The organism is Leptolyngbya sp. KIOST-1, assembly GCF_000763385.1.
Lineage (GTDB): Bacteria > Cyanobacteriota > Cyanobacteriia > Phormidesmidales > Phormidesmidaceae > Nodosilinea.
The window spans coordinates 370,371-391,883 of sequence record NZ_JQFA01000004.1 but is presented as its reverse complement, the minus strand read 5'-3'; the positions used below and the strand labels follow the sequence as shown (position 1 = coordinate 391,883).

Below are 21,513 nucleotides of genomic sequence, written 5' to 3'. Positions count from 1 at the left end.
TCCCTGCGAAGGCGATCGCCGGGCGTTAGATTTGCAATACTTAAGTAATGCCTTTGTTGCTAAAGTCCTGACGCCCGAGACCTATGACCGCCGCAAACCCCCTGCTTGCCCTCGACTACCTACCTGCCCTGGAGTCTCTGGGCGACGACTACTACGATGTGGTTTCCGCCGCCGAGTTTCCGCAGCACCGGCTGCGCTTTCGCAACGACGACCTGGTGCGGCGGCTCGGCCTCGACCCCGCCGCCGTCAGCGATGGCGACTTTATCGAAGCCTTCGGCAAATTTCAGGGGCGCGAGCCCTTTTTGGCCCTGCGCTACCACGGCTACCAGTTTGGCGAATACAACCCTTTTCTGGGCGACGGGCGCGGCTTTCTCTACGGCCAGGTGCGCGGCATCGACGGCACCCTCTACGACTTTGGCACCAAAGGCTCGGGCACCACGCCCTACTCCCGCGGTGGCGACGGCAGGCTCACCCTCAAGGGCGGCGTGCGGGAGGTACTGGCGGCAGAGGCGCTCCACGCCCTGGGGGTGAACACCTCCCGCGCTTTCAGCCTGGTCGAAACAGGCGAAGCCCTGTGGCGCGGCGACGAGCCCTCCCCGACGCGATCGTCGGTGCTGGTGCGGTTCAGCCAGTCCCACATTCGCTTTGGCACCTTTGAGCGGCTGGAGTACCACAACCGCCCCGACCTGATTGCCAAGCTGCTAGAGCATGTCATCGACGTTTACTATCCCGAGGCGCGGCTGTTTACCGATGCCCAGGAGCGCTACCTGCATTTCTACGGGGAACTGTGCGATCGCGTCGCCCGCTTGGCCGCCCAGTGGATGTCGGTGGGCTTTTGCCACGGCGTGCTCAACACCGACAACATGTCGATCACTGGCGAAAGTTTCGACTACGGCCCCTACGCCTTTATGGATGGCTACGACCCCCGCTTCACCGCCGCCTACTTCGACTACGCCGGCCGCTACAGCTACGGCAACCAGCCGCTGATCTGTCAGATGAACCTCAAGGCACTGCAAAAACCCCTCAAGCTGATCATGCCCGAAGCTGAGCTAGAAACAGCTTTAGAACCCTTCAAGGATCGCTACGAGACCTACTACCGGCAGCGCATGCTGCAGAAGTTGGGATTTGAGCAGCTAGACGCCGATCTGGCCACCGCCCTGGTCAATCAGACGATCGACCTGCTCAGTGCCGTCCAGGTGGGCTACCACGACTTCTTTTTTGCCCTCACTGAGCAGTTTTCCCCCCGCTGGCGTGAGCAGGCCGGTGACATATTTAGCACCACCCTGCAAGCCTCGGACTCGGCGGCAGCGGCCCAACTCGAACCGTGGCGGCAAATCTACCACCGCTGCTTGCAAAGCCTCAAGGCCGAGCAAATGGAGCAAGTGGCCGCATTGCTCAAGGGCACCAACCCGCAAACGGTGCTGCTGCGTCCCGAAATTGAGGCAGTCTGGGAGCCCATCACCACCGAGGACAACTGGCAGCCCTTCTACGATTTACTCGACAAAATTCAGCATCCTTTTGGGCAAATTGGACAAACCTGAGCGTCCTGCTAGGAGCACAACGGTCCAGAGGTCCATTTGATCCGTTCCTCAAAGTCAACAACGCCCCAAAGGAATCGGGCGTTGCTGCATTAAGGCATGAATTTGGGTCGAGGCAAACGGCCGTTTGCCCCTACGAAAGGCGTTGAAGTTTTGATTCAACCCTGTGTTAAGCAACCGCAGGAATCGCACCCGGTTTGGCAATATATAGACAGTCCTTTGCCAACCTTTCCCATGCCCGACGACCCGACCTCCGCCAGTTCCCCTGCCGCAACCCCCGTCGCCAGAATTTTGCAATGCTTTAGCGGTGCGTTTGTGGCGGGCACTATCGCCGTGCTGGCCTACCGCCTGATGATCTCCATTGCCGCTAACTTTGCCGCTCATCCGGTGGTCTCAGACAATCCGGCGGTTGCCAACATTTCATCGGCGGTGCGCACCCTGGTAGTAGGAATGGCGGCCCTGGGGTCCGGCGTATTTGGACTGGCCGGACTGGGATTGTTCTTGCTGGGTCTGCAATGGCTGGTGCAGCGTCTGATGGGTCGGCCCGCCCCCAGCAAAGAGTCCTAGGAGGTTTCAGGGGCAGGAGGCCCGGCAATTGGTCAGGCGCGAACACTTTGTTCCGGCCAGGTTTGTTAACCTGTAACAGTGTTGTGGGCTAATTTTGGTCCAATTGTCAAGACTGGCAGTTGTTAAGGCTGGTGGTTGTCAACGGTTGGAGCACAGCTTTGGATCCGCTGACAGGCAGATGACAGGCTTATATGCCTGTGAACGACCCCCCAAGCACATAAGTTTCTTCGCTCAACGGCTGAAAGTTATATATTTAATTAAGAACGTTTGGTAAAACGCCGCACTCCCTATCAAGATTCATGGTTGCAACTCCCCATCTCAGCTCCCTTAGCCAGCGTCCTCGCACCGGGGATGCCGAAATGCTGAGAGAAATTTTTGCCGCAGTGGACGCAACCAGCTGCCCCTACACCTACAACTTCCACATGCACACCGCTTGCTCGGACGGCAAGCTGACCCCCGCTGGCCTGATGGAGCAGGTGGTAGATATTGGCCTCAGCGCCTTCGCTATCACCGATCACCACACCGTCAAGGGCTACCAGCAGGCCAAGGCCTGGCTCGAAGACTGGCAGTGGCGCAACCCCACCTCCCTCCGCCGTCGCCAGGGGGGACGGGGCGGGGCTATTCCTCGACTGTTTACAGGGGTAGAAATTACCGCCATTCTGGCCGAAACCGAAGTGCATATCTTGGGCTACGGCTTTTCGCCTGGCCACGATGCGATCGAACCTTACCTGCGGGGCTACGCGCCCCGGGGCGATGCCAAGCTGGCGGCGATGGTGATTGCAGCTATTCAGGCGGCTGGGGGCATTGCCGTGCTGGCTCACCCGGCCCGCTATCGGGTTTCGGCCAAAAGCCTAATTCCTATTGCGGCGGCCCTGGGCATTGACGGCGTGGAAACCTACTATGCCTACACCAACCCTGAAGCCTGGGTGCCCTGCCCTCGCCACACCCCCACCGTGGAGCAGTTGGCCCAAGCCTACGGGCTGCTGACCACCTGCGGCACCGACACCCACGGCCCCAGCCTGCTGCGGCGACTGTAGGCCTAAACGACCCGCCCCTGATACCTGAGCCCTGAAACCCGTCCCCAGCGACTGGTTTGCCGGGGCAGCTCCCGTGGTCTACCGCCGAAATACAAACAGGTTGCCCGTAGCGCCGCGCCCAAACCGCAGGTCTTCATCCAGATACGAGGTAATCCACAGGGCTTCCTGGCGCAGAAACTCCAGCACTGGCACGGTAATTTGCGGTAGGTTCAGCCCGGTAATACCCAGAAGTCGGGTGGCCTGCACGCTAAAGGCCCCAAAGCTTACCCGGGCGCTTTCGCCTTCTTCGAAGGGCTGCCAGATGCCCTGGGCAGTGGCAGTCAGTTCGCCCAGGAACGGCAGCGAGAGCACGGCACCGTTCTCGGTGGCGATCGCCCCCAGGGGCTGGTCTTTGGCCATCGCCCCCAGGGGCTGGTCTTTGACCATCGCATCGGCTGTGACCTCAGGGTTAGTCAGCCGTTGCCAGACCCGCTGAATCCTGACCGGCAGCGGTAGCTGGCGACCCAGACGGCGGGTGACCACCGTGCCCTGGGAGGCGTACACCAGCGCCCAGGACCCCAACAGCATCGGCCAGTGCTCCGGACGCAGGGGCTGATCGATGGGGTTGAGGGCCTCTAGCTCACAGATGATCTGATCGATCGCAGGGTGCTCAGCGGGCAGAATGGCATCCTCGGGTTCCAGGGTCTCGATCTGCTGGAGCAGCTGGGTTTTGAGCTGAAGGCGACGGTGGTGGACAGGAGTCATTACGACAGAGGCATGAAGGGAAGGAAGGCCTGAGTTGAGCCCAAATTCTAGAATACCCCCGTCGGGTTAGCCATTCGTCTTCAGCGGCAGCGGCACCCCACGAATGGAGTGATCGAGCAGCTCGATCGGGTGAAATAGAGGCAGGGAGCGCTCCTGGGTCTCCATATGCTGCTGAATTTGCAGGGAACAGCCGGGGTTGGGGGAGGCTACCAGAGTCGCGCCGGTATTCAGCAAATTCCTGACTTTCATCTGCCCCAGTTCGGCCGCCACCTCGGGGTGCAGCATGTTGTAGACTCCGGCACTGCCGCAGCAGAGGGCCGCATCGATCGGCTCCCGCAGGGTAACCCCAGGGATCTGGCGCAGCAGCTGGCGGGGCTGAAGGCTAATTTTTTGCCCGTGGAGCAGGTGGCAGGCATCCTGGTAAACAACCGGCAAATTGCCCTCGGCGATGGGGTGCAGGGGCGTGGTCAGGCCCACCTGGGCCAAAAATTCCTGGACATCGCGAACTTTGGCAACAAAGGCTTTGGCGCGATCGCGATACTCCGGGTCATCCTGCAGAATGTGGTGGTACTCCTTCAGGGTGTGACCGCAGCCCGCTGCGTTGATCACCACAAAATCAACATTGGCGGTCTCAAAGCAGTCGATCATGCGGCAGGCCAGATCCTGGGCCTGGGCCTCCTGCCCCTGGTGGGCGGGTAGCGCCGCGCAGCACCCCTGGGCGTGGGGAATGACGAGCTCGCAGCCGTTGGCGGCCAGCACCCGCGCGGTGGCAGCATTGACATCGGAGAAAAACACCCGCTGCACACAGCCCAGCACCATGCCCACCCGGTACCGGGTCTGGCCCACCGCAGGCACCAGTTCGGGCAGGTCGTCAGTCAGGCTCTCAGCGGTGATCGGCGGCAGCAGCGATTCCATCGCTGCCAGGCTGGGGGAGAGTTTGGTCAGCAGCCCAGTGCTCTGCACCAGCTTGGAGAGGCCCAGCTTTTGGTACAGGTACAGGGGACCAGCTACCGCCCGCAGCCGGGTGGGGTAGGGGAACAGGCTGAAGATCAGCGATCGCACCAGCCGCTCTGGCCAGGGCCGAGCGTGGTTGCGCTCCACCTGGGGCCGCACCGCCGCAATCAGCTGGTCATACTGCACCCCCGACGGACAGGCGGTGGTGCAGGCCAAGCAGCCGAGGCAGGAGTCGAAGTGCTGGGCCGAGGCGGCCGACAGGGGCGCTTCGCCACCGTTGATCGCATCCATTAGGTAGATGCGGCCCCGGGGCGAGTCCATCTCTGTGCCGAGCACCCGGTAGCTGGGGCAGGTGGTGAGGCAAAATCCGCAGTGCACGCAGGCATCGATCAGCTTGGGGTCGGGGGGGTGCTGGGCATCGAAGCCGTTAGCAACACTGTCGGAGGTGGGCCAAGCAGGGGGTGCTGAAGACTCTGAGGTCGGCATGGAAACGCGGGTAAGGGCTATGTTTAGGCTAGCGCGAACGATCCCAGCTTTTGTCCCCCTGGGTTGAAAATCCTGCAATGCCAACCATAGGGAATCTAGGTGTGCAAGAGTGGCTCAGGGTCGGACGGCTGGGCCACTGCCTTGACTTCACTGGTCCAGCGGTTGGCGATCGGCATGCGCCAGCCCATGCCAAAGGCGCGATCGGTGACCTTGAGCACCGGCGGAGCCTGCCGCCGCTTGAACTCAGCCCGGGCCACCAGCCGCACCACCCGATCGACCAGGGTGGCGTCATGGCCAGCGGCGACCATTTCGGCCACCGACTCGTGGCGCTGCACCAGCCGCTCCAGAATGTCGTCCAGCACCTCGTAGGGGGGCAGGGAGTCCTGGTCCACCTGGCCGGGCTTGAGTTCGGCGCTGGGGGGCTTGTCGAGAATGTGCTGGGGGATGAGGCCTGCGGTGAGGTGGTTGGCGCGATCGCCCAGTTCCCCCAAATCGCCCAGATCGCCACCCTCCATCACCCGCTGGTTGAGCCATCGGCAGAGGGCATAGACCCGCGTTTTGGGCAGGTCGGCAATCACCGCCAGGCCGCCATTCATGTCGCCGTAGAGGGTGCAGTAGCCCACCGCCATCTCCGACTTGTTGCCCGTGGACAGCAGCAGGTGGCCAAACTTGTTGGAAATGGCCATCAGCAGGTTGCCGCGAATGCGCGACTGGATGTTTTCCTCGGCGATGCCGGGGCTGGTGCCCGCAAACAGGGGGTCGAGCACCTGGTCGTAGGCGGTCATCAGGGGGCCAATGGCCAGGGTCTGATGGGCGATGCCCAGATTTTGGGCCAGGGCCAGGGCATCGCTGAGGGAGTGGTCAGAGCTGTAGGGGGAGGGCATAAGTACCCCCAGCACGTTGCCGGGGCCGAGGGCGGCGGCGGCGATCACCGCCACCAGGGCCGAGTCAATGCCGCCGCTGAGGCCAATGACGGTCTTGGAGAATCCACACTTGTGAGTGTAGTCACGCACCCCCAGCACCAGGGCCGACCAAAGGGCCTCGTTTTCATCCCTGGGCAGGGGGGCAATGGCGGCGGGGCCAAGGTCGTGCTCAACCGGGTCGTACTCCACTACCGCCAGCCCGGCCTGAAAGGCCGGCAGCTGCGCCACCAGCTCGCCCTGGCGGTTGAAGGCCATGCTGGTGCCGTCGAAGATCAGGTCGTCGTTGGCCCCCACCTGGTTGACGTAGAGGATGGGGCAGCGGAACCGGGTGGCGCTGTGGGCCAGCATGGCGGCGCGGAGCTGGGCTTTGTTGAGCGAGTAGGGGGAGGCGGAGAGGTTGACGATGACGTCCACACCCGCCTCAGCCAGGTCGGCGATCGGGTTGCGGGGGTAGCTGCGCCCGCCCCAGAACTCCTCGTCGTTCCACAGGTCTTCACAGATGGTGACCCCTATTCGAATACCCCAGTCGCCACAGGGCAGGGTAAAACTGCTCGGCCCCTGACCCGCCGCGAAGTAGCGATTTTCGTCGAACACATCGTAGGTGGGCAGCAACTGCTTGTGGAACACCTGCTGCACCCGTCCGCCCTGGAGCAGGGCGGTGCTGTTGAACAGGGGCTTTTCACCGGAGTAGCGGGCCTTGGGGTTGGCGGCGGCGTAGCCGACCAGCACCGCCAGGTGGGGGGGTAGATCCCCGGCCAGGGTTGCCAGGGTATCGGCCATGGCCTGAATAAACCCAGGCCGCAGCAGCAGATCTCTCGGGGGGTAGCCGCACAGCACTAGCTCGGTGGTGACCAGCACCTGCGCCCCCAGGCGATCGGCCTGGCGGGCGGCATCGAGCACCTGCTGAGCGTTGTGGGCCAGGTCGCCAATGGTGGGATTGAGCTGAGCGATCGCGAATTTCATAGGAGTTAAGGATAAAAGGATATCGTCTAGACCGTTGGCGGTGGCTCCGCCTCGGCGGCGGCAGGTTCAGGCCTTAGAGGTGGATTTTTTGGGGCGACTGCGCTGGGCGTTGAGGGTGTTGCGCTCCCAAAACACACCGTCGGCGTAGCCCTGAATGGTGGGGTCGGTGCCGGCCAGAGCCAAGCGTTTCTCGGCCAGGCAGCAGTAGTCCGGGTCTTGCTCAATGCCGAGGTACTGCCGCCCCAGCTTTTTGGCGACCACAGCGGTCGTGCCGCTGCCCAGGAAGGGATCGAGCACGACGTCGCCGGGGTTGGAACTGGCCAGCAGCAGTTTGGCCACCAGCTTTTCGGGTTTTTGGGTGGGGTGATCGGTGTTTTCGACCATGGACCAGAAGGGCACGGTGATGTCAGTCCAGAGGTTGGAGGGGTGGGTGAGCCGGTAGTTTTTTGCCCCTGTATCGTCCCAGTCTTTGGGTTGCCCGGCCAGGGTTCTGTAGGGGGCCAGCACCTGGCGCTTGAGCTTTACCGCCTCCACATTGAAGGTGTAGGTTTCGGAGACGGTGCAAAACCAGATGTCTTCGCTGGCGTTCTTCCAGTTGGCCTGGGCACCGCGGCCTTTTTCGCGCTCCCAGGTGATGCGATTTCTGACTGTAAAGTGTTTCTCCAGGACTGGATACAGGACGGTTGAGGTGGCCCAGTCGGCGCAGAAATAGGCGGAGGCACTGGGCTTGAGCGCTGGCTTGAGCTGAGTTATCCAACGCTCAAGCCAGGCGGTGTAGGTGGGGCGATCGCACTGCCGAAAGGTTTGACCGTTAAAGGTTTTAGTCAGGTTGTAGGGGGGATCGACAATCAGCAAATCGACAAAGTTTGGCGGCAGATGCCGCAGGGCCTCCAGCACATCCTGACAGATGGTTTGATTGAGAAGGTCGGCGAGGGCGCGATCGCCATCCAGGCGAATTAGCCCCTGGGAAAATCTCTCTCGGTCCTCATTGGTGAGATCTATAGTTCGATTTTTAGGTGCTCTGACTTTCATTGGTTTAAATCAATTTAATCAACCTAAATCCATTAAATAAACACCATCGGCTTGTCTTTTAAAGGTTCAAAGGCCACAGCATCGAAGCGGTACAGGCTGGCGGGGCGTCCGGCCCCCCGCGAGGTCTTGTGGCCGGTATCCTGCAAAAAGCCCAGCTTGAGCAGCCGGGCGCGAAAGTTGGAATAGTCGGCAAAGCCCTCCCCCAGCACGGTGACGTAGAGCTGGTAGAGGTCGCCCAGGGTAAATGCCTCGGGCAACACGTCGAAGGCGATCGGGCTGTACTCCAGCTTGTTGCGCAGGCGGCGATAGCCGTAGGCCAGAATTTCGTTGTGATCGAAGGCCAGCTGGGGCACCTGGGCCAGGGGATACCAGGCAATGCCGCTGACGCCGTCGGCAATCAGCTCGGCGTCTTCGAAGCGCACCAGGGCGAAGTAGCTGACCGAGAGGTAGCGCACGTCAAAGGCGGTCGGGGCCTCGCGGGGGTCGCGATTGGGACCGCCGAAGGTGTAGAGCTGCTCCAGGTAGAGCGTATTGACCCGAATTTTTTCGGCCAGCACGCGGTAGGCCGCGTCCTCCAGGGACTCGCCCTGGCGCACCAGGGTGCCGGGCAGGCTCCAGTAGCCCGCAAAGGGTGGGTCGGGTCGCATCACCACCAGCACCAGCAGCCGGTTTTGCTGGGTATCGACAGAGAAAATGGCGTTGTCTACCCCCACCTTGAAGTCGGCCAGGGGCACCGGGCTTAGGGGGTGGTCAGAGGTGCGGTGGAGTTTTGCGGACATGGGTAGAGGTGGTGTTGGGCAATGTAGGCCTGCACGGCGGGGGTGAGCTGGGGGTGGGCATCGTCGCACTGACGATAGCGCGAGGAGGAGGCGTCGATCGCGGGCATGGCCGCAATGGTCACGGTGGTGCGCTGCCGCAGACTGGCCAGGCCCGTCTCGGTGAGGTCGTACCCAGGGCGCGGAATCACCAGCACGTTCACCGCCGAGAGGATCTCCTCGGCCCGATACCAGCTGGGCAACTGCTCCACCAGGTCGGCCCCGACCACCAGCGCAAACCTGGCCCCCGGCCAAATTTGCCGCGCCCGCTCCAGGGTGACGACGGTGCGCCGGTGGCTGAGTTCGGGGTGCACCTGCACCCGCTGGGGCGGGGCGTCTAGCTCGTCAATCAGCAGCTCCAGCATGCGAAAGCGATCGCCCAGGTCGGTCTGGTGGGCTTTAAACGGGTTGTTGGCCGTCCACACCGCCACGTGGTCAAACTGGGTGGCCAGCCAGGCCAAAATGGCGGCGTGTCCCCGATGGGGCGGGTCGGCGCTGGTGCCAAACAGGGCAACGTGGAGCCCGGTGGCGCGATCGGTGGAACGTTCCGGTGAGGTCATGGCGGCCATCCTCAGGACTGGGACTGGGGCTGCGGGCCGCGACGGGTGCGCGCCGTCAGCTCGGCTAGGGCATCGGAGAGGGCGACGGGGTAGGCGGCGGGCTGCTCCAGCTGCCGCACGGCGGCGGGCAGGCTGGCCACCGAGGCGGCGGTGCGGGCCGCGATCGCATCCAGCGATTCTACCTCCTGCAAGGGCTCACCCTGCTTGACCATGAGCTGCAACAGGGGCTGCTCGCCGGGGGCAGGGGGCTCGTCTACCAGGCCGAGGCGATCGGCCACCGCCTGCCCCCGATCGTAGCGGCGAAAAATTTGCTTGCGCCCCGGCAGCGTCGCCTTGTGGCTCGATTCCTTCATCACCGCTGTGCCGTCAATGTCCACCAGCTTGTACACCCCGTTCACAGGATCGCCGGTCACCAGTTTGGTGCCCAGACCGTAACCGTCGATCGCTGCCCCGGCCCGCTGGAGTCGGGCAATTTCGTACTCGTCCAGGTCGCCGCTGGCCAGGATTTTGGTCTCGGGCAGATGCGATCGCACCGCCTGAGACAGCGCCACCAGATCCCCCGAGTCGAGCCGCACCGCCGCCACCGGGTTACCCTGGTTGGCCAGCCGAGCCGCCGCCGCCACCGTATCGTAGGTGTCAATCAGCAGAGCCGAGCCGGGAAAGTAGCGCTGAAACGCCTCGAAGGCATCGTCTTCGCTGCCCTCCAGGGCGGCAAAGACCATGACCAGGGCGTGGGCCATGGTGCCCGCTGGCCGTCGCCCCAGCTCAACGGCGGCCAGCACGTTGGAGGTTTCGTCCAGCCCCGCCGCCAGGGCCGCCCGCGCCGCCCACAGCGCCCCCTGGGGGCTAAAGGCGCGGCGAGTGCCAAACTCCAGCAGTTTGACCGCTGGCCCAGCCACATCCCGCAGGCGGGCGGCGCGGGTGGCCACCAGGGTCTGGTAGTTGAGGGTGTTGAGCAGGTAGGTCTCGGCGATTTGGGCCTGCCACAGGGGGGCTTCCACCCGCAGCAGCGGCTGGTTGGCAAAGACCGCCGTCCCCTCCGGCACCGCCCACAGGTCGCCGGTAAAGACACCCGTTTCCAGCCGCTGCCAGAACTCCGCCGGGGCGCGGTCAAACAGACCGGTCTGCCGTAGAGCCTCCAGATGGCGCGCTGAAAAGCGCAGATTGGCCAGGTAGTCGATCGCCTGGGCCAGCCCCATGGCAATCAGGTAGCCGTAGTTGGCGGGCAAGCGTCGGGCAAACAGCTCAAAACTGGCGCGGCGATCGGCTACCCCTTCCCCGGCGTAACAGCTGGCCATGGTGAGTTGGTAGAGATCGGTCAGCAAACCGTAGTCTGCGGGGGCGGCCAGAAGCGCTGAATAGGTCATGGCAGAGGCGCGATTATTTTAGTTATTTGTACCATAATTATTCCGAGGCTGCCAGGTCTTGCAGGGGATTGCTTGGCGGAATAAGGGCTGGATGCCGTTCTATAACCATCCCTATATTTTGGTGATTTTTACTGATAAGTTGCCAAGGCCAATTGATTGTAATAAGAAGAGGGTTTACGGTCTGCGGTATACGGTTCTGCCGTGCACCGTATGCCGTGCACCGTGCACCGTACACCTCAGCATCTTCTATTGATCGCTTAAGTCCCCGCGATCGCACGGGAGGGTAGCGGCATCGCCCTGGGATGAGTCTGGGGCAGCAAACGCTTCAATATCTGTCATAGGCATGACTCTAGGCCTGGGACAGGCCTTTTATCGTCCTTTACTACTGGTTTAGAGCAAGTCTGGTGCAAAACCCTGCACCACAGGTAGGTTAAACCTCCAAGTCAACCCCTGAGCGCTGTTCTGCGCCAGCCCTGGAGTACCGCAATACCGCTGGGCCTGTCACAGGCAGCGCCCAACCGTCACTGATTAGCAAGCACAAACGAGTAGCACAGACCACTGCACTGAGAAACTCTTGGGAGGATAGCGATGAATCTGACCCACACCCTGGAACTTTTTGACACCCCCAAAGCCGCCCGCGTCGACTGCCCGATTACCGCACAACTGGAGGGACGGGTCTACTACCAGGGCACCTACTGGCCCGCTCGCATCTATGAAGGCGTCATCGACGCCGCCAGCACCGCCCTGGCCCCCTCCAGCTGGGTGTCGGTGGTGGGGCGCTACGGCCTAACCCTGCTGATTGTGCCCCTCTGACCCTCCTGCCCAGGGGCGAGTCGTCCGTGGGCGGGGTTGAATTCAATGGATTGAGCCCTAGGGGGAGCCCTGGGTAAGGGCGATCACCGCCTGCACAAGCTTTTCGGGGTCCAGCGGTTTGCTCAGGTGGCGCTGGTAGCCGCTGGCCAACGACTGCTGCTGATCCTCGTAGCGGGCGTAGGCGGTCAGGGCGATCGCCGGCAGCCTGCCTCCCCGGTCCGGGGGCAGAGCCCGAATTTGCTGAATCAGGCTATAGCCGTCGATGTCGGGCATGCCGATATCGCTGATCAACACATGGGGCAGCCAGGTTTTGAGCCGGGTGAGGGCTTCGCTGGCCGAGCCCACCGTGACCACCTCGGCCCCGTACTGACCGAGCAGCACCGTCAAAAATTCGCGGGTGTCGGCGGAGTCATCCACCGACAGCACGCGGATGCCGCTGAGGTCGAGGGTGGGCTGGGGCAGCGAAGCCGCCGAGTCATCGGCAGCTTCGGCGGCCAGCTGGGGCAGCCGCACCGTAAAGGTGGCCCCCTGCCCTTCGCCGGGACTGCGGGCGACAATGGTGCCGCCGTGGATCTCCACCAGCTGCCGCACGATCGCCAGTCCCAGCCCTAGCCCACCGTGCTGGCGGGTGATGGAAATATCCTCCTGGCGAAAGGACTCAAACAGGTGCGGCAAAAAGTCGGGGCTAATGCCCATGCCGGTGTCTTCGACGCTGACTTCGGCCTGGTCCTGGCGCGATCGCAGGATGACCGTAACCTGGCCCCCGCCGGGGGTAAACTTGACCGCGTTGGAGAGCAGGTTGCCCACAATTTGCTGCAGGCGGGCGGCATCCCCCGCCACCCGCACGGTTCGATCGAGATCCAGCTGCAGGGCAATGGTCTTGGTGGCCGCCGCCGCCTTCACCGTCTCCAGGGCCGACTCCACCACCCCGGCCAGATGGACCGGCATGGGGGTGAGGTGGAGCTTGCCGCGCAAAATTCGTGCCAGGTCGAGCAGGTCATCCACCAGCTGGGCCTGGAGCTGGGCATTGCGCTCGATGGTGGCCAGCGCCTTCTGGGTTTTGTCGGGGTCAAAGCTGCGGGTTTGCAGCAGCTTTGACCAGCCCAGAATGGGGTTGAGGGGCGACCTGAGCTCGTGGGAGAGCACCGCCAAAAACTGATCCTTCAGGCGGTTGGCCTGCTCGGCCTCCTCGCGGGCCACCCGCTCGCGCTGGAGCAACTGCTCCCGCTCCTGCTCGCCCTGCTTGAGGGCGGTAATTTCGGTAAACCCGCCGATCGCGCCGCGCACCACCCCGCCCGGCCCAAACAGGGGCAGGACCTTGCCGTAGATCGACCGCACCGTCCCGTCGGGGAAGACGAACTCAATTTGATCGGTCACCTCCTGCCCGGTGCGAATGGCCTTTTGCATGGGCAGGTCCTGGGGCAAAATTTCCTGCCCCTGTCTGTACTGCCTGAAGGGCACGCCCTCTTCCCCCTCGGCTGGATTGGCCATGACCGGCGACCCTGGTTCGAGCTGCATCAGCTCGTAGGCCATTCGGTTGGCCGTCATGCGGTGGCACTGGGCATCGTGGGCAATCCAGATCGCGGCGGGGGCTGTTTCCATCAGGGTGGCCAGTTCCTCGGCCCGGGTGCGGGCGATCGCCTCGCTCTCGATCAACGCCTGCTCAAAGCGCTTTTGCTCCGTAATGTTGATGGCAATGCCGGTCATGCGACAGGGGTGGTTTGCCGCGTCATAGAACGTCTGCCCCCGCACCATAATCCAGCGCTGGCCGTCGTCGGGGTGCTCAATGCGAAAGTGCACCTTGAGGTTTTTGCGCTCGGCGATCGCCGCCTGGGTTTCTCGCTCGACGCGATCGCGATCGGTCGGCAAAACTGTGGCCAACCAGTTGGTGTAGGAGGGGGTCACGTCCGGGTCAAGGCCGTAGAGGCGATAGTACTCCGGCGACCAGGTCACCTCGTCGGTGGCCATATCCCAGTCCCAGAGCCCCACCCCAGCGGCGCGCTGGGCCAGGCGCAGCTGCTCCTCGCTTTTGCGCAGGGTGGCCTCCGCCCGCTGGTGCTGGGTCACCAGTCGGGCTCGCTCGCTGATGTCCACCGCTGCGCCCGTTACCCCAACGATGGCACTGCCGCGATCGCGAATCGGATCGACGGTGAGATCAAACACATTGCCATCGACGTCCACCTCCGCCCGCAGGCCCGCCCCTGTATCGAGCACCGACTGCTTCAGTTGTCGGAGCCGATCCGCCGCATCCTTAGACACCAGATCCCCATCCTGAAGCCCAATCATCTGGTCTACGGTGTAGCTGTGGGTGGGGTTGTGCACCCAGGTATAGCGCAGGTGGTGGTCCTGGGTAAACAGGGTAATGGGGGCACTTTTGAGGGCAATATCCAGACGATGGGTGACCTGCTCCAGGGCTTTTTCGGTCTGTCTCAGCTCGGTGATGTCGGTGTTGGTACCCACCCACCGCAACACCTGCCCCTGATCGTCGCGCACCGGAATGGCCCGGGAAAGAAACCAGCGGTACTGTCCGTCTTTTCCCCGCAGCGGAAAGGTGTCTTCCCACACCTCACCAGTTTGAAAACAGGCACTCAATTTCTCAGTCACCCGATCGACGTGATCGGAGTGATGCACCCGTTGCCAGCCCCAGCCGCGCACCTCCTCTAGGGTGGTGCCCGTAAAGTCAAACCAGCGCTGGTTGTACCAAAAAATCGATCCCTGGGCGTCCGCCATCCAGGCCAGCTGAGTGATGTTGTCGGCCAGGTGGCTAAATCGCTCTTCGCTCTCCCGCAGACCAGCGGCCATCGCAGCCAGATCCTGGTTTTGGCAACCGGGCATTTGCCCGTTCGCCTGCGGCGGGTTGCCCTCTCCCCAGGGCAGCCCGACAATAAAAACTCCCTCCCCTGAACCAGAGCCGAGGGTGCTGCAGGCCCAGCGGTGGGGGCGGGTGAGCGGGGTAGACGGGGCATCTACCACCTGCGATCGCCCGGTGGCCAATACCTGCTCGATGGTCACAGCCATTGCGTTCCAGTCCTCAACGGCTGCCAGGGGCTGCCCCAGCTCCGCCCCTGGCAGCAGCGCCGCCCAGGCATCGTTGAAAAACACCCGGCGATCGCGGCCCCAGACGCAGGCCATGGGGGTACCTGCGCTCAGCACAATGCCCAGGGTGGTTTGCAGGGCCGCAGGCCATTGGGCTAGCGGTCCCAGGTCGGTGGCTGACCAGTCGTGCGATCGCAGCCGCGTTGCTGTAGGGCCCTGCCCCATCAAGACATCCGGGGTTCCGTGGGTCACTCCTTGAGGAGTCATTCCTTCCTTCCTTAACGACTTAGTCCACACCGAGTTGTTGACCCAGGTGCTGCCCCTGCAGCAGGCCTTGCTGTCGAACCGCTGCACAGGAGAACTGGAGTAGGCCACCCATAGCCAGATCCGACCAAAGGCTTAGACCCGCGTTTAGTACAAGCTCAGGTCACCACCTACCCCCAGCGACCTGACCGATGAAGCCCATCCCAGCCAACGCCGACCCGAAGAGCAATTAAAGCGTAAAAAGAACAGCTGAGTTCAGGCTTTTCTCCCCGTGGGCAGAAAATTTGACCCGCAGGAACCGTTGCCATTACCCCCGTGCTATCCCTATCGCTACAACTGATGGTCCGCCTTTTTATAGATGGCGAGATCTACCTGGAGGTAGAAAAAATATTTATTTTTATAAAGGAACTCGGCCCCACTTTTACGATCGCTTGTCAGTTCCAAATTTTAAAAGCTGCAAATGGCACTGACGTTGGCTCCAGTATCCTGTGGGCTGAGGTTCAGACTGCGATCGCCTATTTATCTATTTAGGCAGAAGCAAATGCTGTTTTTAGCAGGTACTGTGTACCTTGTACAGGTGTGCTCTCACTAGAGAAACACTATTTTTACTTAGCGCCAATTATGTTTGTTAAAAACGCCCAGGATCAGACTCTAATCAAAATCGTTGATGTCAATGAACTGTTTGATCCTCTCCGCGATGAGGTCCAGGGTCACCAACAGTCAGGCCAGGAAGAACAACCTACGCGAGCCTTTCAAAAATCGGCACTCCAGTTCCCATCTGGTGAAGCACTACCCCGGTGTTGGGTCGATCCAGACTACCAATTAAACTAAGCCGTTGTACCCCACTCAGGCCGCTTTTTGCTTGCACATTGTTCGTCTATGGGCCTGAGTAAAATTATATGGCTGAGCCAAAAATGATCCTGGCCCAGCTTTGCGTTCCTCAACCAAAAATTTGCATTTAAGACCCTCTGCCAAAATATATCTTCTGATAGAGACACCCCGCCAGGCAGAATTATAAGCTCACATTTATCCACCTTTGAGGAAAATTTTCATGAAAGTATCTGGCTGGATGGCATTGCCTCTCATTTTAGGTCTCTCCGCCCTGACCGTTGCTTGCGACGGCCCCCAGGACCCTGGCGTCACTGAACCCGTTCAGGAAGATCAACCAGCAGGTACACCGATGGAAGGGGATCCGACAGGAGAACCTCAAACCGAAGGCACAAACTAAACGGACTACCGTTTACAGACAATCTTTTCTTCACTCACTTTTGGCTACGGGATGCCGGCTCAGGGCTGTCATTGCCGTAGCCAATTTCTTGTCAATCTCAAAGTCAAGAGGTAGCCCGGCGTTGCTGAATGCAGGTACGATATGCCCCCCAGTCCCCCAATTCTGGGGGGAGTCGAAACCTCAAAGTCCCCCAGAATTGGAGAATTTAGGGGGCGATGAACGGATGTAAAGTTTACAGGCAGTGCAGGGGGTGACACCCTTCGAGTGTCACCCCCTATGATAATAAATGCAGTATGTTTAGCACTAAAGCGCCGTGTAACCGTCCCAGGAATTTAACGAAGGCTTAGGGATTTTGGGCTAGGAGTCCCGGTAAGGTGAAGCGATGAGCGACGAGATCGAGATAGCTGGAATCCGAGTTCCGAGGCCCTGTGATTCTATCCTCTTCACCGATCATCAACCGCAGCAAGTCGCTCTACGAGCAGGTGTACCACGCGCTGCGTTCGGCGATTTTGACCGGCGACCTCTCCCCAGGCGATCGCCTGGTTGAAACCCAGTTGGCCGAGTGGCTGCAGGTGAGCCGCACCCCCCTGCGCGAGGCGCTGCGCCAGCTCCAGCAGGACGGGCTGGTTACCGCCGATGTCAGCGGCGGGCTGCGGGGGACCACCATTACTGCCGCCGATGCCGAAGAACTCTACGACTGTCGGCTGGCCCTGGAGGCCCTGGCGGTGGCCGGGGCCTGTACCCACGCCACAGCGGAGCAGCTGGAGGCAATTGCCCTCTGCGTGGCCCAGGCCGAGGGGGCCACCGCCAACAGCCACGGCAGCCTCTCCCCCGAAGGGCTGCTCAACGTGGACTACCAGTTTCACCACCTGATTGCCGAAAGCTCGGGCAATCGGCGGCTGGTGTCGCTGCTCGATTCACTGTTTGACGCCATGGCCCTGCTGCGGATCCAGACCCTCCAGCAAAACCCCAACGTGCTCGATATTCGCCTGGAGCACCGCCAGATCTACGAGGCCATCCTCAGCCGCAACTCGGAGGTGGCCGTCAGCGCCATCACCCAGCACCTGCGGGCCAGCAAAACCCGCGTGGTCAAAGAAATTGAGGGCCATCAGCCGGTTGCGGCGGTTCCGTCCTGACGACGGGGATCGCGGTCTGGTAGGATCTTGAGACGATTCACCTAGCAGAAACCGCCATGTCTCAGACTCCCACCACCGGGGCCGATGCCGTTGATGCCGCGATCGCAGCCGGCATCGATCTCGACGGCACCCCCATTCCCCCTGCCAAGCTCGACCTCTACCACCAGGTAATGGCGAAAGAAGCCGGGCGGCAGCGCAGCGGTGTCTCCAACTCCATGCGATCGCGGATTGTGCGAATTGGGGCCAAGCATTTTTCCCAGGATGAGCTGAACGCCATGCTGGCTGCCGCCGACTTTGCCCCTCTCAAAGACAAAGAGATCGCCTATTTCTACGGCGGCAAGTAGTTTTATCTAGGGCAGCGTCAAGCCCAAAAATTTGGGCTCTCGGAGGTTGGGTGAACCCTGCCTTTCACCCAACAGCAACAACCCTGATTGGGGCGCTGCTGAGGCGGCAGCGGCGATTATTTCGCTGGTGGCACCGGGTGCGTGATGGCACCTTGGTACGCTCCGACTTTATCGAGTTCGTCAAACCCTTGCGGGCTGGCTTTAAGGCTGAACTCGTTGCGGCGACAGCCCTGCCTATCGCCATCGCCGAAAAGACGCCGCTAGCTAAAACCATCCGCACCTGCCAGCAACTCTTACAGGTAGAACCCGCCCTTTGGACGTTTGTGCAGACCCCAGGGGTGGAGCCGACCAACAATGCTGCTGAGCGGGCGTTGCGTCCAGCGGTGATCTGGCGGCGCACCAGTTTTGGCTCCCAGTCTCATGGAGGAAGTCAGTTTGTCTCGCGCATGCTGACGGTGGTCACCTCCTTGAAGGCTCAGCATCGCAATGTCTTGGCCTTCCTCAGTCAAACCTGTGCCGCCGCTCGGTTGAACCGGCCCGCGCCATCTTTACTTCCTCAATTTGAGCCCGAGCAGGAGGACTCTCTGGAGGCTCATGGTCAGCCTCTCTCTCTAGCTTAGAAAGTTCGATGAGGGACGCTTACAGCGCCGTCATGACCTTCAAAAACTCCTCTGACAGGCACGCCGTAGCAGCACTTTTTTGCCGAAACAAGACGCCAGCAAGAAAGTAAATTTTCTCCGAGAAAAAGGCCTGGCGCCTGCGCTTAAGTTTTGCGATTGAGTCTCTCACCTTGGGTTCGCAGCTGTAGTAGCCAAACTTGAGCGGGGTGACCATAAAGTCCACCACATCATACCCATTTTTAATCGCGTGATTGACCGTATCCACAGGGTTTGAGTAGGCCGAGATCATGAGCATGACCTGTTCACAGCCCCGGGCAAGCAGCTGTTTGGTAATGGTGGCACCGTCGTCACCGCCGTGCAGAGAGGGCATGTAAAGCTGATTGTCGGGGGCGGGCAGGTAGGGAGGATTGGCAATTAGACAGTGGGCGGCGGCGGTAGAGCCTTTAAAGAAACAGTCGTTGTGAACCTGGTAATAGGGAGTCAGCCCATACTGCTCAATTCTTAGCTGAGCCAATTGATGGGCCGCTACATTGAGTTCGTACCCCTGAATTGCCCCTTTATACGTGCTGCGCAGCAGCGCCTGAATGACGGGGCTACCGTCCCCTGAACCAAATTCAACGATGGGGTCTGAGCTGCCCTGGGCTAGCACCATCTTCTCCAGACACTGGGCGTAAAACTGCGACTCTTCGGGGCAAAAGAAAACCTGGTTAGGGGATGTTGCCTCAACCACAGCATCGGAGACTAACAAACTTTTGTTCATTGCAAAGGTTCACTACGTACGTTAATTGAAATAGACCTGCACCTTAGGCTGAGTAAATCTCAGGTAGGGGAGTAGATGCTTGCTGAATATGCTGAATAATGGCCTGCCCAGCCCGGTCGCCAATGAATTTTTCCTGGGCGTACCCCAGCAGCAGTTCCCAGGCCTGGTCAGGATATTGGTCTGCCAGCGGCAGCGCTACATCCTGTAGCATCCACAGGCCGTGCCGCTCATCTTCTCGAATGTGCAGCTCCCAATACCCCGACGATGCTTCGCTCAGGTTCAGTCGCTGCGCCGCCATCAAATAGTCGGTATAGATCGATGGACCAACAATTTCAAAGTAAGTTAAACCACCGTTGTAGCGCAGGAAATGCTGTTTACATTCGGTCAGCAAAAAGTTGTGGTTAATGCTGGCCAGCAGCTGCCAGGGGGCCAAATCAAAGTATCCTTCTGGGGTGGTGTCCAGGTTCATTTCGGCCATCATTTTGGCGAAAAAGGTGGAGTGTTTACGGGAGAGACGACCGTTGCCGTACTCTTCCATCAGCACTCGAATCAGCATGGCCTGAACCTCGTTGCTGGCACCGCCCAAAATCCGCGACATGCGGCTGGCTTCTACCAGACCATCCAGCGAAGTGATCGCCAGTAGCCGCCGGTAGCCCTCGCGATCGAGGTCCTCGCGCAGAAACCGGCGGTTGGCGGTGACGGGGGGGGCAACATCAGCGTCGTACCAGGCCCTCAGGGTTTGCTGAACATCCTGCTGCTGCAGATGGTCAACATCCATCTGGCCCATCTCCCAGGCTTGCCAGGCGGTTTCAATGCGATCGCGCAGCCACTGCAGGTAGAGCGATCGCTCGTTTTTGTAGTGCTGGAGGTCGTCATACCAGAAGAGATTGAGCCGGTTAATCCGGTACAAAACCCGCTGCAGAAAACGGTGGGCAGCGTCATCGCCAGGGGCGGAGGGTTCACCGTAGGCCAGGGGCAGCGCTGCGGCGATCGCGGCTTCTAAGGGCTCAAGCCGCTGGGGGGATTGGGCCACCTGTTGGTCCAAGTTTTCAAGCTGAAGCAGATCGACAAAATCTCTTTCTAGGGCATTGAAATCAATAGCCTCAGAGGTCGAAAAAATGGGACTTGAGGAGCCTTTCCCCAAGTCTCGATTATGGACAGCGGCAAACATAGCAATACCTTAAAAACCTCTTCCCACTTCCGCCTGGACTGATCGATCTGGAATCAGCCGATGGACAATTCAAACGATGCAAGCCGTACCAATCGTTCGATAGATTGCTCAGTGGGATTACTTGGTGGACATAGTGTAAATGTAGCTACCAAATAGAGCCAACCTTATCCGCCTGGAGGCAGAATATCGCCGTTGCCTGGGCATAGGATTGGCGCTAAACCGTTTGAATGGGACTCGTTTGGCGCTGGGATCGTCAGCGGACCCGGCCCAGGCCAGGTTCACGATTGGCATCAACACGGTCAGTTAGTCAGAGGTTTTCAGGGTCCAGGATAGGGACTTGCGGGGAGCTTTTTGCAGAGCCTGAGTCAGCTCATCGTTGGAGCCAAACTGGAGCTGAGATACATAGCAGGCATCGACTTTGACCGTGAACTTTTCGCAGGAAAAGGGCCACGGCGTAACGCTCAAATCGCCACAGTCGAGTTGGTAAACGCTGTAGGGCTGTCCATCGGGACCGGCGGTGATCTCCAGCTTGCGGCCTGCGGCGGGAATTTGACGCTGGGAGAGAATCAGCGAGAGGCGATCGCACCAGCGCATAAAGGTATAGGCCTTTTCAGCCTCCTCAGGGCTGATCTCTAGCTCCGCCTGCCACTGGGCCTGCCGCCGACGCTGCTCCTTTAGAAAGTCGGCCATCTCCGAGTCGTCTTCCCCTTGGCCCTGGTTCAAAAAGCACAGGTGCATTGAGATCAGCATGGCCACCCAGCGGCCCTGGTAGAGGGCTTCATCGGCGTGCTGACGAAGCTTGTCAACGGCGGGTTCTTTCTCCAGGGTGAAGTCCAGGGGGGCACCGGCTTCGGTGAGCTGATCCCCTTCCCACTCTTTTTCGAGGTGGTCGTGGTGGGCGATCGCGGCGATGGTTTCGTAGAGGCGGTAGGTCTGTTTACCAAAGTTCCAGTGGCCGGCAATTTGGGCGGCCAGAAGGGCGTGGGCGCGGTGGTAAATAATTTCCCAACCGTCGGCTTGGAGATTGACGATCATAGGGTTTGACGTGGAGTGAAAACGTGGGGGATAAACGTTGGATCAAAGCGTTTCGCCAGTGGGAAAGCGCCTGCCGGACCTGGAATAGACGACACGAAATGCCGCCGATCAAAGTCCAGG

The 21,513-nt window shown here is 60.7% G+C and carries 18 protein-coding genes and 1 pseudogene; 8 read left to right on the top strand and 11 right to left on the bottom strand.

Going from position 1 to position 21,513, the window contains the following annotated elements; all coding sequences use genetic code 11:
• Positions 1-83 precede the first annotated feature (83 nt).
• The 3 genes from NF78_RS18775 (at position 84) to NF78_RS18765 (ending at position 3,142) form a co-directional block, all read left to right on the top strand.
• On the top strand, positions 84-1,541 hold the full coding sequence (locus NF78_RS18775) for a protein adenylyltransferase SelO (protein WP_035990771.1): 1,458 nt from the start codon (positions 84-86) through the stop codon (positions 1,539-1,541).
• 216 nt (positions 1,542-1,757) lie between these two features.
• Positions 1,758-2,105 (top strand): DUF3082 domain-containing protein, encoded by a 348-nt coding sequence (locus NF78_RS18770; RefSeq protein WP_263970656.1) that lies wholly within the window; start codon positions 1,758-1,760, stop codon positions 2,103-2,105.
• Positions 2,106-2,404: 299 nt separating this feature from the next.
• Positions 2,405-3,142, top strand: coding sequence for a PHP domain-containing protein (locus NF78_RS18765; protein ID WP_035990768.1), 738 nt, complete (start codon positions 2,405-2,407; stop codon positions 3,140-3,142).
• Between the two features lie 78 nt (positions 3,143-3,220).
• Here NF78_RS18765 and NF78_RS18760 read toward each other — a convergent pair whose 3' ends face one another.
• From NF78_RS18760 to NF78_RS18730, 7 genes are all read right to left on the bottom strand, one after another.
• Entirely contained in the window at positions 3,221-3,886 is a 666-nt protein-coding gene (locus NF78_RS18760; RefSeq protein WP_035990766.1) for a PAP/fibrillin family protein, read from the bottom strand.
• A 66-nt stretch (positions 3,887-3,952) separates the two neighbouring features.
• A complete protein-coding gene (locus tag NF78_RS18755; protein WP_035990764.1) occupies positions 3,953-5,326 on the bottom strand; it encodes a (Fe-S)-binding protein in 1,374 nt (457 codons plus the stop codon).
• Positions 5,327-5,421: 95 nt separating this feature from the next.
• Positions 5,422-7,212, bottom strand: a complete 1,791-nt coding sequence (locus tag NF78_RS18750; RefSeq protein WP_035990761.1) for an NAD+ synthase — start codon at positions 7,210-7,212, stop codon at positions 5,422-5,424.
• 66 nt (positions 7,213-7,278) lie between these two features.
• Entirely contained in the window at positions 7,279-8,244 is a 966-nt protein-coding gene (locus tag NF78_RS18745) for a DNA-methyltransferase (protein ID WP_035990760.1), read from the bottom strand.
• A 32-nt stretch (positions 8,245-8,276) separates the two neighbouring features.
• Positions 8,277-9,023, bottom strand: a complete 747-nt coding sequence (locus tag NF78_RS18740) for an NUDIX hydrolase (protein WP_035993291.1) — start codon at positions 9,021-9,023, stop codon at positions 8,277-8,279.
• On the bottom strand, positions 8,984-9,619 hold the full coding sequence (locus tag NF78_RS18735; RefSeq protein ID WP_052050986.1) for a nicotinate-nucleotide adenylyltransferase: 636 nt from the start codon (positions 9,617-9,619) through the stop codon (positions 8,984-8,986). The genes NF78_RS18740 and NF78_RS18735 overlap by 40 nt, the downstream gene beginning before the upstream one ends.
• A gap of 11 nt (positions 9,620-9,630) precedes the next feature.
• Positions 9,631-10,986, bottom strand: coding sequence for a nicotinate phosphoribosyltransferase (locus NF78_RS18730; RefSeq protein WP_035990758.1), 1,356 nt, complete (start codon positions 10,984-10,986; stop codon positions 9,631-9,633).
• Positions 10,987-11,574: 588 nt separating this feature from the next.
• Here NF78_RS18730 and NF78_RS18725 point away from each other — a divergent pair.
• Positions 11,575-11,799, top strand: a complete 225-nt coding sequence (locus NF78_RS18725; protein ID WP_035990756.1) for an NfeD family protein — start codon at positions 11,575-11,577, stop codon at positions 11,797-11,799.
• A 57-nt stretch (positions 11,800-11,856) separates the two neighbouring features.
• On the opposite strand, the gene NF78_RS18720 is transcribed toward NF78_RS18725, so the two are convergent.
• Entirely contained in the window at positions 11,857-15,102 is a 3,246-nt protein-coding gene (locus NF78_RS18720) for a PAS domain-containing protein (RefSeq protein ID WP_081972758.1), read from the bottom strand.
• 336 nt (positions 15,103-15,438) lie between these two features.
• Between NF78_RS18720 and NF78_RS18715 the strand changes: the two genes are divergently transcribed.
• The 4 genes and pseudogenes from NF78_RS18715 to NF78_RS18695 all read left to right on the top strand — a co-directional run.
• Positions 15,439-15,630: a hypothetical protein gene (locus NF78_RS18715; RefSeq protein WP_035990755.1), complete on the top strand. Its 192-nt coding sequence runs from the start codon at positions 15,439-15,441 to the stop codon at positions 15,628-15,630.
• Between the two features lie 1,125 nt (positions 15,631-16,755).
• The gene (locus NF78_RS18705) at positions 16,756-17,463 is read left to right on the top strand and encodes a GntR family transcriptional regulator (RefSeq protein ID WP_035987054.1); all 708 of its coding nucleotides are present in this window, start codon (positions 16,756-16,758) and stop codon (positions 17,461-17,463) included.
• Positions 17,464-17,519: 56 nt separating this feature from the next.
• The gene (locus tag NF78_RS18700; RefSeq protein ID WP_035987051.1) at positions 17,520-17,807 is read left to right on the top strand and encodes a DUF4090 family protein; all 288 of its coding nucleotides are present in this window, start codon (positions 17,520-17,522) and stop codon (positions 17,805-17,807) included.
• Between the two features lie 92 nt (positions 17,808-17,899).
• Positions 17,900-18,427: pseudogene (locus tag NF78_RS18695) on the top strand (IS66 family transposase); the annotation flags it as partial.
• A 19-nt stretch (positions 18,428-18,446) separates the two neighbouring features.
• Here NF78_RS18695 and NF78_RS18690 read toward each other — a convergent pair.
• The 3 genes from NF78_RS18690 to NF78_RS18680 all read right to left on the bottom strand — a co-directional run bounded on the left by NF78_RS18690 (position 18,447) and on the right by NF78_RS18680 (position 21,393).
• Positions 18,447-19,187 carry an SAM-dependent methyltransferase gene (locus NF78_RS18690; protein WP_035990751.1) on the bottom strand — a complete coding sequence of 247 codons (741 nt, stop codon included), beginning with the start codon at positions 19,185-19,187 and terminating at the stop codon, positions 18,447-18,449.
• 43 nt (positions 19,188-19,230) lie between these two features.
• Entirely contained in the window at positions 19,231-20,220 is a 990-nt protein-coding gene (locus NF78_RS18685) for an iron-containing redox enzyme family protein (RefSeq protein ID WP_263970655.1), read from the bottom strand.
• A 441-nt stretch (positions 20,221-20,661) separates the two neighbouring features.
• Entirely contained in the window at positions 20,662-21,393 is a 732-nt protein-coding gene (locus NF78_RS18680) for a DUF3891 family protein (RefSeq protein WP_035990747.1), read from the bottom strand.
• Positions 21,394-21,513: the final 120 nt, after the last annotated feature.